This window comes from Roseburia sp. TF10-5, from assembly GCF_003462365.1.
Lineage (GTDB): Bacteria > Bacillota > Clostridia > Lachnospirales > Lachnospiraceae > Roseburia > Roseburia faecis.
Map to the genome: position 1 here is coordinate 183,910 of NZ_QTYW01000003.1, position 12,641 is coordinate 196,550.

Below are 12,641 nucleotides of genomic sequence, written 5' to 3' on the forward strand. Positions count from 1 at the left end.
AGGAGAAAACATGTTATATCAGATCTGCCATGGAGCAGTCTCTTTTGCCGATGAAGAGATTCTGCATGACATCAATTTTGAAATAAGAAATACGGAAAAAATTGCAGTCGTCGGGCGGAACGGCTGCGGCAAAACCACGCTCTTAAAGCTGATCCACGGGGATGTGGAGCTGGACAAAAGAGACAGTGATGAGGATATTTTTATTGCAAAAGCAGGCAATCCGCAGATCGGTTACTTAAAACAGATTGCGTTTGAAGATCCTTCCGTTACGCTTGAGCAGGAAGTGCGTAAAGTCTTTGCTCCGATGGAGCGCCGGAAAAAAGAACTGGAAGCTGCGGCACAGGCACTTGAGACTGATTATTCCGAAGAGGCCGTGACACGTTATACCGCAATGGAAGAAAAATTCAAGGAAGACGGCGGATACTATTTTGAAAAAGAGTATGATGTAATCATCCGTAAGTTCGGCTTTTCCGAGGAAGAGCGAAAGAAACCGCTGTCCGAGTTTTCCGGTGGACAGCAGACAAAGATTGCCTTTATCAAGCTGCTTTTGAGCAAGCCGGATATTCTGCTTCTGGATGAGCCAACGAACCATCTGGATATCACAACGATCGAGTGGCTGGAGACGTATCTGAAAAATTATCCGAAGGCTGTGGTCGTGGTATCACATGACCGTATGTTTCTGGACAATGTGGTGGACGTGGTGTACGAGATTGAGTACGGCACAGCGACCCGTTATCCGGGCAATTACTCCAATTTCATGGAGCGGAAAAAAGAAAACTACAATAAGATGATGAAAGATTACAATGCGCAGCAGAAAGAAATTGCACGATTGCAGCGCATTGTTGACCGGTTTAAAAATAAACCAACCAAGGTGTCCATGGCGCATTCCAAGGAGAAAGCCATTGAACATATGGTAAAACTCGAAGCTCCGGATCGTTTTGATACCCGGACATTCCATGCAAATTTCCAGCCGGACAAAGAAACCGGAAACGATGTGCTTTTGGTGACAAATCTTGCGATTGGATATGACCATCCGCTTTCTACGGTCAGTTTTGATCTGAAAAAAGGGGAAAAGCTGGGAATCCTCGGTGGAAATGGTCTGGGGAAATCGACACTTTTAAAAACCCTGGTGGGACAGCTTGCCCCGCTGGCCGGAGAGTACAATTTTGGAACAAATGTGCAGATTGGTTATTTTGACCAGCAGATGGCGATGTATTCGAGCCGGAAGACGGTGCTGGATGATTTTTGGGATGAGTTCCCGAATCTGACCGAGACAGAAGCGCGGAATGCGCTTGGAGCCTTTATGTTTACCGGGGAGGATGTATTTAAAAATATTGATATGCTTTCCGGTGGGGAGAAGGTGCGTCTGGCACTGTGTAAGATCTTAAAGCGTCGACCGAATGTGCTGGTGCTGGATGAGCCAACCAACCATATGGATATTGTGGGAAAAGAAACGCTTGAGAGTATGTTAAAAGATTTCTCCGGCACGCTGATCTTCGTATCGCATGACCGGTATTTTGTGCGCAAAGTAGCAAACCGTCTGCTTGTTTTTGAGGACGGCACGACACATCTGTATCAGTTTGGTTACGAGGAATATCAGGAAAAACTGGATCGTGAAGCGGCAGAATCCGGGGATGATTATCGTAAAAATCCTGCAGCGTTAGGCGGTGCAATCAGCCAGAACGGTGCTGGTCAGCAGAGCAAAGGCACACAGGAAACCGGTGGTAAGAAAGCGTATTACAATCCGGGCAAGGAGCGCTCGAAAATTGAAAAAAAAGTGAAGAAGGCCGAGGAAGAGCTGGCAGTCAAAGAGGAGAAGCTGGACGCTTTAAAACAGGAACTGCTGCGGCCGGAATATCAGTCCAGCTATTCCAAGCTGACAGAGATTCAGGGCGAAATCGATGCGCTCGAGGAAGAAATCATGGCGGATATGGAAAACTGGGAGGAACTTTCCCAGCAGCTTGAGGAGCTGGAAAGCTAGAGACATGGTTTCTATAGGCAGAAATATGATGTAAGATATTGCGTGGTCTCTTATAGAAGAAAAAACATGGAAAAGGATACCATGGTGGTTTCTATAGAAGTAAAAACATGAAAAGGATACCACGGTAGTCTCTATAGAAGCAAAAACATGAAAAAGATACCACGGCGGTCTCTATAGAAGTAAAAACATGAAAAAAGATACCACGGTGGTCTCTATAGTAAAAAAATTGATGAGCAGGATACCGTTTGGTCTCTATATTAAAAAAAATTCAGAAAAGATACCGCTTTTGGACGAAAAGCGGTATCTTTTGACGTGATTTTAGACTATAGGTGACAAATATCTAACCTGAAGCGTGAAATAAGGCAAAAATGTCACCTGAGCAGGTAATTTTTATACTATAGATACCAGCGTGCTTGCAAATAAAGATAATGTTGCAAAAAGATAGAAATGAATTACCGATTTTCAGTCGCTATTGACATGGCCCCATGCGAACAGTAAGTTCAGAAATAATTTGTTATTGAAACTGGCAGTCAAAATGAAATTGTAATAGTCGCTGGATTTGCTCAGTGGAAAGCGGCTGCTTTTGTGTTTCATAGGACACAAGCAGTTTATCATTTGGATAAATTCCATATTTCATATACAAAGAAATTTTATCTGATGCATTTTTCACATACTCGGGTTTATCCATCATTCCAAAGTGTTCCCAATAAAATATTTCTCCGGTTTCAGGGTGACGAATCGTAAAATCGGGAAAAAGTGTAATACTGCCGAGCTTTAATTCACACTCATAGCGATAAGGAATTTTTTGCACATACAGGCTCATGGCAATCATAGCTTCTGATTTGGAACGCATAAATTCATTTTTACATGTTTTATGTTTTAATTGTTCCGGATAATTTTTGTTTTTGTTATATGGAGATGATTCCCAGGTTTGAAGTTCCTGGGATACTGGCTGAAAATGTTCTGCCAGCAGTGAATGATAAGCACTATCATAAGTGAGTAATTGTTCTGCTTTGCCGCTGTTATAACTGTGACGGAAATAATAAGCTAAAGCATCTAAATTTTTTTGATATTCCTTTTGTTTTTCCAGAAGATAACGTCGGATAGCGAGCTGAGAGGCATAAGGTTTCTGGTCTTTGGGAATATAGGTTTTGGTATGTCCATCACTGCGATACCATTTGGTTCGATTACCACATCTGGTGCAGATCAGTTTCCCTTCGGGAAGCTGTTGTAACTGTTTCTGAATGTCTGTCAGTTTTTGCTGCAGCTGTTCTTGTTGCAAAAGCATAGTTTCGTAAAATGATATAAAAAACACCCCTTCCATATAGATTTATTTTATTAAAACATATGAGCGTAAATTGGTAAAGCATTTTTGCACTTTAATTTGTAATTTATGAAGATAATCTGAAACTTTTTTGGGCATCCGAACGTCTAATAAGCAGAAAGGAGCAAAAGAGAGCATGAAATATCCGGATATAAGCAAAGCTGTCGAACAGGAAATTCTGGCTTCTTATGATAAACTTTACCGGCTTGCATTTTCATACGTGAAAAATGAGCAGGACGCTATGGACGTTGTGCAGGAGAGCGTATACAAAGCCATGAAAAATGCCAGTCAGATCAAAGAGAAAAAATATATCAAAACATGGCTGTGGCGCATTGTGATTAACACGGCGGTAGATGCAACCCGGCATCAGTCAAGGTTCGTGAGCGATGATCAGGTTCAGGAGGAAGGACAGGAGGATCGCTATGAGGACACGGATATCATGGCTGCGCTTGATACGCTCGAGGAAAAAGAGCGTAAGGTGATCATGCTGAAAGTTTTTGAAGAGTGGACAATCCGCGAAATTGCGGATTGTCTGCATGAAAATCCGAATACGGTGAAATCAATGCTTTATCGCGGCCTGAAAAAATTAAGAGGAAAAGTGGAGGCGGAGATGGTATGAGCAGATTAGATGATATTAAAGCGGCATATGATAACATTCAGGTGCCAGTGGAATTAAAAGAACGTGTGCTGCAAAGCATGGAACGTGGCAAAAAGGATGCGTGTGGAGAAAAAAAAGAATCCGGAAAAACGTTTGCCGGAAAAAGTGAACGGAATCAAAAGAAAGGTCACCTGCTTCCGTTTGTCCGCGCGGCAGAAGCAGTGGCGGCAGCAGCTGCAGTGCTGGTCATCAGTGTCAATGTCAGTCCAACAGTGGCTAATGCAATGGAACAGGTGCCGGTACTTGGTGCGATTGTTAAAATCGTGAATTTTACCACGTATTCTGATAAGCAGGAAAAAAAGCAGATGGAAGCAACGGTCAGGGTGCCGGAAGTAAAAGTCATTGGAACAGATGGAAAACCACTGACCAGAGAATCAAAGGAGTTAAATGCAGCGGTATCCGGATATCTGGACAAAATCATTCAGATGTACAAGAAAGATGTGGCAGCTGTCAGTGACGGAGAGGAAGGACATGAGGAAATCACTTCGGATTATCGGATTGTCACAAACAATGAGCGGCTGTTTAGTCTTCGCGTGGATACGGTTATTGCCATGGGCGGTTCGGACAGTTTTACAAAGATATACAATATTGACAAAAAGACCGGAAAGATGATTACACTGAAAGATTTATTCCACGAGGGAAGTGATTATAAAAAGCGTATTTCTGACAGTATAAAAGAACAGATGCGTGCCCAGATGAAAAAGGACAGCAGTAAGGCATATTTTCTGGATGATGATCAACCGGAATGGGATTTTAAGCAGATTAAGGATGATGCGGATTTTTATATCAGCGACAATGGAGAGTTAACGTTTGTCTTTGATAAGTATGAGGTGGCTCCGGGATATATGGGTCTGGTAGAATTTTCGGTTCCGACAGAGAAGCTTTCAGATATCGTTAAGGATGGATATTTGCAATAAAAATATAAAATATGCATAAAATTTTATAAAACTCGTTGCTTTTTTTGGTACTTATGATATAATGAAACCATGATACTTCTTGTATCAAATACACAGCAAAGGGGTTGGGCATCATGAGAATTACAATTACCGGAAGAAATATCGAACTGACAGAGGGATTAAAGGCAGCGGTAGAGGAGAAGCTTTCCAAACTGGAGAAGTTTTTCGCACCGGATACCGATGTATTTGTTACATTAAGCGTGGAGAAGGAGCGCCAGAAGATTGAGGTAACGATTCCGATTAAGGGACATGTGATTCGTTCAGAGCAGAGCAGCAATGATATGTATGTATCTATCGACTTGGTTGAGGAGGTTATCGAGCGTCAGCTTAGAAAATATCGTACCAAACTTGCGTCCAAGAAGATGAATGTAGCAGAAAATTTCAGCGAGGCATTTATTGACAGTGATGCAGATGAGGATGAGGAGATCAAGATCGTGCGTACCAAGAGATTTGGTATGAAGCCGATGTATCCGGAGGATGCATGTGTGCAGATGGAACTGACCGGACACGATTTCTTCGTATTCCGCAATGCAGAGACAGACGAGGTCAATGTCGTATACAAGAGAAAAGGAAATACATTTGGTCTGATCGAGCCGGAGTGCTAGTTCATAGAAATCGGAGGGCATCCATTGGATGCCCTTTTTTTGTGTAAAATGCATTATTTATACAGTAATACTTTGTGTAAAAAGCATACGCGAATCGCGTCTTTACATCAAATATGTAATAAGATATGATTACATATAGAAACTGACATTGGGGGTTGGTTTTTGATACAAATTCGGGTAGGAAAACAAAAGAAAAAGGAGAAGAAGAAAATTTATACAGAAAATAAAATTGGGCGCTACGTGCAGTTCCTCATAGAGCGGGAAGATTTTTTAGAACTGGTTGCCAGCTGGCTTCTTTCCATAGAGGACGAGCGCATGCAGCTGTTAAGGCAGTTTATTTTTGAAGTGGAGTTATCGGAAACCGAAGAATTAAAAAATGTTTTGTATCAATATGGGAGTTATCTCACAGAGAAAAACTATCTGGAGAGAAAGTTTTTCGAATACATGGCAGAGCTGGTGCGGAAAATGGAACAGAATCGCAGGGCAGCGGCTTTGCCGGCAGCAATAGAATAAAGGGGGAATCCTACCGGAGTTTGTGCAAAAGGAGACTGTAGTGCTGAGCAGTCTCTTTTTTTCTGTACAAGAAGTGCTGGATATTGTTAAAAAAGTGTCTAAAAGAAAATAATATCTTGTGTTAGTCAGGGGCAAACGTATATAATGATACAAAAGGTCTGATGCCGGAAAATAAAAAGGTTCCGGTATCCGAAGGATTATTATTAATGGAAAAGAGGAAAACAGATCATGGATATCATAGTATTAGCAGGCGGGCTCAGCACAGAGCGGGATGTGTCATTTAAGACAGGAAGCATGGTTGCTTCTGCATTAAAAGAAAATGGACACCGGGTGATCTTGCTGGATGTGTTCATGGGTTACAGTGATAAAGAGGAAAATCTGGACGGAATTTTTGACCGTGCGGATGAAATCAGCGTAAAAGTAGATGACATCCCGGAGGTAGCACCGGATCTGGCAGCCGTAAAAGCTTCCAGAAAGGATCAGTCCCCATGCTTTTTCGGACCGAATGTAATCCGTATGTGCCAGATGGCAGATATCGTGTTTATGGCACTGCACGGAGAAAACGGAGAGAACGGAAAGCTGCAGGCAGCTTTTGATCTGCTTGGTGTAAAATATACCGGAAGTGATTATTTGAGCAGCGCGATTGCCATGAATAAAGGTATGGCAAAACAGCTGTTTGCAAGTGCGGGAATTCCTGCACCGAGAGGCATTGCCATGAAAAAAGAGAACCGTGAGGATGATGTGACAAAGCTTCCGCTGACACTTCCGTGCGTCGTAAAGCCATGCTGCGGAGGGTCCAGTATCGGTGTGACGATTGTCAGAGATGCAGCAGAGTTTAAGAAAGCACTCGATGAAGCGTTTCACTGGGAAGATGAGCTGGTCATTGAGGAATATGTCAAGGGACGTGAATTCTCGGTTGGTGTAATTGAAGGAAAGGCACTTCCAGTTATTGAGATTGCGCCGATTCAGGGCTTCTACGATTACAAGAATAAATACAAAGCAGGCAGTGCGGTAGAGACCTGTCCGGCAGATCTGCCAGAAGAAGTTTCTGCGCAGATGCGTAAATATGCAGAGCAGGTAGCCGAAGTGATCGGACTGGATACCTATTCCCGTTCGGATTTCCTGCTGGATGAAAATAATCATATGTATTGTCTGGAGGCAAACACTCTGCCGGGTATGACACCGACGAGTCTGCTGCCACAGGAAGCTGCTGTAATTGGAATCAATTTCAATGAGCTCTGCGAGAAACTGATTGCCATTTCCATGAAAAAGTATGAGGGATAATCATGTTTGGATGTTTTTATAAAAATGAACTGGAAAATAAAATGCCGGGGATGACAATTGAAAATATTGCAGCGGCATGTGAGGGGACGTTTGTCGGGGACCGGGACCTGGTTACGAAGGAAATTGCCGGAGCAGTGACCGACAGTCGCCAGGTACAAAAAGATTATCTGTTTATTCCGATCAAAGGGGCACGTGTGGATGGTCATGATTTTATTCCGCAGGTATTTGAAAAGGGAGCACTGGTAGTGCTTTCGGATCATGCACTGCCGGAAGAGACGGGACCCTATATTCTGGTAAGTTCCACAACAGAAGCGATGAAAAAAATTGCAGCTTTTTACCGGACACAGTTATCCTGTAAAGTGGTTGGAATTACGGGAAGTGTCGGAAAAACAAGCACCAAGGAAATGATAGCTTCCGTTTTGGAACAGCGGTATAAAGTGCTTAAGACAGAGGGAAACTTTAACAATGAGATCGGACTTCCGCTCACTATTTTTAAGATTCGCGCAAAACACGAAGTCGCGGTACTGGAAATGGGAATTTCCGATTTTGGAGAGATGCACCGTCTGGTAGCGATGGCACGGCCGGATATCGGAGTGATCACAAATATTGGTTTGTGCCATCTGGAAAATCTTGGTACAAGAGACGGAATTCTGCAGGCAAAGACAGAAATGTTTGACCATCTGCAGGTCGATGGAACCGTAATTTTAAATGGAGATGATGATAAGCTTTCCACGAAAAAAGAGGTAAACGGAAAACCGGTAATTTTTTATGGAGTGGGGGCGGATTCCGCATTTGATATCAAAAAAGATATTTATGCGACAGACATCGAAAATCATGGACTCGAGGGAATGCGTGCAAAGATCCATACACCACAGGGCGATTTCGATGCACAGATTCCGATTCCGGGTGAACATAATGTATACAATGCACTGGCAGGAACTGCGGTCGGACTGCAGCTGGGACTTTCCATCCGGGAGATTGCACAGGGCATTGCATCCGTGCAGACCATTGCAGGGCGCACCAATCTGCTGCATGTAAAGGGAATGACCGTGATCGATGACTGTTACAATGCAAATCCGGTATCCATGAAAGCATCTATCGACGTGCTGGCACATACGTCGGGCAGACGGATAGCGGTGCTTGGCGATATGGGCGAACTTGGAGCAGAGGAAAAGGAACTTCACAGAAGTATCGGAAAGGCAGTTGCCGCTTCCGGGATTGATGCATTGTTCTGTGCGGGTACACTTGCGGAGGAATATGCCAGCGAGGCAAAAGCAAATCCAGAGTGTGAGGTACATTATAAGAAAACCCGTGAAGAGATGACGGAAGAACTTCTGGCATATGTAAAAGAAGGAGATACCGTACTGGTTAAGGCTTCTCATTTTATGGAATTTCCAAAAGTTGTTGAGGCACTGACCAAAGAATAAATAAATTTATATAAGAAAGAAGAGGAACAAATATTATGGCAAATCCAGTAGTTACATTTACAATGGCGGACGGCAAAGTGATGAAGGCAGAGCTGTATCCGGAAGTTGCACCAAATACTGTAAATAACTTTATCAGTCTGGTAAAAAAGGGATTTTATGACGGACTGATTTTCCACCGTGTCATCAAAGGATTCATGATTCAGGGAGGAGATCCGCAAGGAACCGGTATGGGCGGCCCTGGATATGGAATCAAGGGAGAATTTGCACAGAATGGTGTCAAAAATGATCTGCGCCACACCGCAGGCGTGCTTTCCATGGCACGTTCCATGATGCCGGATTCCGCAGGAAGCCAGTTCTTTATCATGCACAAAGACGCTCCGCATCTGGATGGCGCATATGCAGCGTTCGGCAAGATTATCGAGGGACAGGATGTGGTAGATGCCATTGCAGAGACCGCTACCGATTACAGTGATCGTCCGCTGGAAGATCAGGTGATGAAAACAGTTGTTGTGGATACCTTCGGGGAAGAATATCCGGAACCGGAAACCGTGTAATATTTAGAAAGGAGAGGCAGATTCGAAAGAGTCTGCCTTTTTTTGACAGGATGAAATTAAAGGCACTGGTCTATCAACAGAAAGAATGGAATCCTCTGCAATTGTCCACAGGCTTTCCGGCATTTCCGGTGGAAAACATAACGGAAGAAGCGCTTGCTGTGTGGAAACTTCATGCAGAGGAAGTCCTCCTGATTACGCCGACAGATGCAGGGATTCAGGCGGCAGTCCGTGCGCATATGGCGGTGGCTGCCTATGCAGATCCGGCATTTCCGGGACAGAGTTATGCGGGCGCCTGGATGGTGATTGAAGGTTTTGAGGAAGTGGATGATGAATTTCTGGAGCGGATTTTTCAAAGATGCCATGGCCAGCCGTGGGAGATTGCGCGCACGAAACGGTGCGTGATCCGGGAATTGTCGCTGGAAGATCTTCCCGCCCTGGAAAAACTGTATCAGAAAGAAGGGGTAACATGGCGTCTGGATGCAGACGGAGAGAGGATTCCGGGATTTATTGAACCATTGTTTGCAAAGGAAAAAGAAAAAAAATATCAGCAGGCATATATTACCAATATGTACGGATACTATGGATATGGGATGTGGCTGGTTTTTGATAAAGCTTCCGGGGAACTGATCGGCAGGGCAGGACTCGAGCACCGGGAATTTCCGGATGCCGTGGAACTGGAACTGGGATATCTGATCGATCCGGACAGACAGGGACAGGGACTGGCCACGGAAGTGTGTCAGGCAATTCTTGCATTTGCCCGGGAAGAACTGAATTTTCCCAGAGTCAATGCCCTGACGGATCAAAAGAATGTGGCTTCTGTGGCACTTCTTCAGAAACTGGGATTTTACTATCTGGAGGATACAGATGTTTCCGGGAGCCGGACACAACGCTATATCTACGAGTTTTCTTAGGGGAAACCATTGCAATATGAAAAATTATAAATTATAATAATCTATTATATTATGGCATATGGAAAAAGTAGGTGAACGCATGGCAGATATTTCTACAGAAGAACTGGAACGAATTGAGCGCGAGTATCATTCGGGTTCCGACAACATTAAACCAATTCAGGAATTTTCCAAGCCGGAGGACTTGTATGACGAACTGATTGCAAGTATCCGGAAATACCATCCCTCCACGGATATCACATTAATTGAAAAGGCATATCATGTCGCTTTTGAGGCGCACAAAGGACAGGTGCGTAAATCCGGAGAGGCATATATTATCCATCCGCTCTGTGTGGCAATCATTCTGGCAGAGCTGGAACTGGACAAGGAAACCATTGCTGCGGGTCTGTTGCATGATGTGCTGGAAGATACCGTGATGACCGAAGAACAGATGCGGGAGGAATTCGGGGATGAAGTCCTTCTTCTCGTGGATGGTGTAACCAAGCTGCAGCATCTGCATCTGACGGATAATATTAAAAATCCGAAGGATAAGAATGCAGACCGGTTGGAGATGCAGGCGGAGAATCTGCGTAAGATGTTTCTTGCGATGGCGAAAGATATCCGTGTCATTATGATCAAACTGGCGGATCGTCTGCACAATATGCGTACCTTAAAATACCAGTCCAAGGAGGCACAGCAGCGGATCGCCCGTGAGACACAGGAGATTTACTGCCCGATCGCGCAGCGTCTTGGTATCAGCAAGATCAAGATTGAACTGGAAGATCTTTCCCTTAAATATCTGGAGCCGGAGGCTTACTATGATCTGGTGGAAAAGGTTGCACTGCGCAAAAATGTGCGGGATGCCTATGTACAGGGACTGGTTGCCGATGTGCGCAGGGAAATTGAAGAGGCCGGCATCAAAGCGGAGATTTCCGGACGTGCCAAGCATTTCTTTTCCATTTATAAAAAGATGGTGAACCAGAACAAGACCATTGATCAGATTTATGATTTGTTTGCCATCCGTATCATTGTGGATACCGTAAAAGACTGCTATGCGGCTCTGGGAATTATGCACGAAAAATATAAACCGATTCCGGGCCGTTTCAAAGACTATATTGCCATGCCAAAACCGAATATGTATCAGTCTTTGCATACGACACTGATCGGACCGAGCGGACAGCCGTTTGAGATCCAGATCCGTACGTTTGAGATGCACCGTACCGCAGAATACGGTATTGCGGCGCACTGGAAATACAAGGAAGTGAACAATGGGGTAACCACTTCCACGACCGTAACCGAAGAAGAAAAATTAAGCTGGCTGCGCCAGATCCTTGAGTGGCAGCGTGACATGTCGGATAATAAAGAGTTTATGACACTTTTAAAGAGTGATCTGGATCTGTTTTCCGATACGGTATTCTGTTTTACCCCGTCCGGAGATGTAAAGAACCTGCCAAACGGTTCCACACCGATTGATTTTGCGTACAGCATTCACTCTGCTGTGGGAAATAAGATGGTAGGTGCCAAAGTCAATGGCAAGCTGGTGCCGATTGACTATGTGATCCAGAACGGAGACCGGATTGAGGTCATCACTTCCCAGAACTCCAAGGGACCGAGCCGTGACTGGCTTTCCATTGTCAAGAGCACACAGGCCAAGAACAAGATCAATCAGTGGTTCCGCAGCGAATTAAAAGAAGAAAATATTCTGCACGGCAAGGAACTGATTAACAATTATGCCAAGGCAAAGGGAATCAATTTCGGAGAAATCAATAAGCCGGAATATCAGGGAAAGATTATCCGCAAATACGGGTTCCATGACTGGAATTCCTGTCTGGCAACCGTAGGACACGGAGGATTGAAAGAAAGCCAGATTGTAAACCGTATGTACGATGAATACCGCAAGGATCATCCGATTACGCTGACAGATCAGGAAGTGCTTGAGGCTGTTGGGGAGAATAAGCAGGAGGATATGCCAAAGCATTCCAAGAGCGGAATTGTGGTCAAGGGACTTTACGATGTGGCTGTGCATTTCAGTAAGTGCTGCAGCCCGGTTCCAGGAGATGAGATTGTGGGATTTGTCACCCGCGGACGTGGTGTGTCGATCCACCGTACCGACTGTGTCAATATTCTGCATTTGTCCGATATGGAGCGTGTGCGCCTGATTGAAGCTGAGTGGCAGGAGGGTGCAGACAAAGAACAGTTTGGCGAGTATCATGCGGAAATCAAGATTTTCTGTCACGACCGTTCCGGACTTCTTGTGGATATTACCAAAGTATTTACAGAGGCGGAGATCAATATTTCCGGGATTCACTCGAAGACCAGCAAGCAGGGGATCGCAACAATTGATGTGGCCTTCCAGACAAAAGGCAGGGGACAGATCACAAAAATTGTGGAAAAGATCCGACAGATTGAGAGCGTGATGGATGTGGAGCGGACGACTGGCTAAGGTTGCGCC

General features: G+C 44.5%; 11 protein-coding genes. 10 read left to right on the forward strand and 1 reads right to left on the reverse strand.

Annotated features, from left to right (window positions below; genetic code table 11):
• Positions 1 to 10 precede the first annotated feature (10 nt).
• Entirely contained in the window at positions 11 to 1,981 is a 1,971-nt protein-coding gene (locus DXD06_RS04630) for an ABC-F family ATP-binding cassette domain-containing protein (protein WP_117830830.1), read from the forward strand.
• Between the two features lie 514 nt (positions 1,982 to 2,495).
• On the opposite strand, the gene DXD06_RS04635 is transcribed toward DXD06_RS04630, so the two are convergent.
• Positions 2,496 to 3,305 carry a hypothetical protein gene (locus DXD06_RS04635; protein WP_147343605.1) on the reverse strand — a complete coding sequence of 270 codons (810 nt, stop codon included), beginning with the start codon at positions 3,303 to 3,305 and terminating at the stop codon, positions 2,496 to 2,498.
• Between the two features lie 136 nt (positions 3,306 to 3,441).
• Between DXD06_RS04635 and DXD06_RS04640 the strand changes: the two genes are divergently transcribed.
• From DXD06_RS04640 to DXD06_RS04680, 9 genes are all read left to right on the forward strand, one after another.
• Positions 3,442 to 3,924 carry an RNA polymerase sigma factor gene (locus DXD06_RS04640; RefSeq protein ID WP_117830832.1) on the forward strand — a complete coding sequence of 161 codons (483 nt, stop codon included), beginning with the start codon at positions 3,442 to 3,444 and terminating at the stop codon, positions 3,922 to 3,924.
• Entirely contained in the window at positions 3,921 to 4,880 is a 960-nt protein-coding gene (locus DXD06_RS04645) for an RsiV family protein (protein ID WP_117830833.1), read from the forward strand. The genes DXD06_RS04640 and DXD06_RS04645 overlap by 4 nt, the downstream gene beginning before the upstream one ends.
• Before the next feature lie 113 nt (positions 4,881 to 4,993).
• Positions 4,994 to 5,524, forward strand: a complete 531-nt coding sequence (hpf, locus tag DXD06_RS04650; protein ID WP_117830834.1) for a ribosome hibernation-promoting factor, HPF/YfiA family — start codon at positions 4,994 to 4,996, stop codon at positions 5,522 to 5,524.
• A gap of 162 nt (positions 5,525 to 5,686) precedes the next feature.
• Positions 5,687 to 6,037, forward strand: a complete 351-nt coding sequence (locus DXD06_RS04655) for a hypothetical protein (protein ID WP_022045602.1) — start codon at positions 5,687 to 5,689, stop codon at positions 6,035 to 6,037.
• Between the two features lie 228 nt (positions 6,038 to 6,265).
• On the forward strand, positions 6,266 to 7,321 hold the full coding sequence (locus DXD06_RS04660; protein ID WP_022045601.1) for a D-alanine--D-alanine ligase family protein: 1,056 nt from the start codon (positions 6,266 to 6,268) through the stop codon (positions 7,319 to 7,321).
• 41 nt (positions 7,322 to 7,362) lie between these two features.
• On the forward strand, positions 7,363 to 8,748 hold the full coding sequence (locus tag DXD06_RS04665; RefSeq protein WP_117830900.1) for a UDP-N-acetylmuramoyl-tripeptide--D-alanyl-D-alanine ligase: 1,386 nt from the start codon (positions 7,363 to 7,365) through the stop codon (positions 8,746 to 8,748).
• Between the two features lie 35 nt (positions 8,749 to 8,783).
• Complete coding sequence (locus tag DXD06_RS04670; RefSeq protein WP_022045599.1) at positions 8,784 to 9,302, forward strand: peptidylprolyl isomerase; 519 nt, start codon at positions 8,784 to 8,786, stop codon at positions 9,300 to 9,302.
• Between the two features lie 50 nt (positions 9,303 to 9,352).
• A complete protein-coding gene (locus DXD06_RS04675) occupies positions 9,353 to 10,213 on the forward strand; it encodes a GNAT family N-acetyltransferase (RefSeq protein WP_117830835.1) in 861 nt (286 codons plus the stop codon).
• Positions 10,214 to 10,292: 79 nt separating this feature from the next.
• Complete coding sequence (locus tag DXD06_RS04680) at positions 10,293 to 12,632, forward strand: RelA/SpoT family protein (RefSeq protein ID WP_117830836.1); 2,340 nt, start codon at positions 10,293 to 10,295, stop codon at positions 12,630 to 12,632.
• Positions 12,633 to 12,641: the final 9 nt, after the last annotated feature.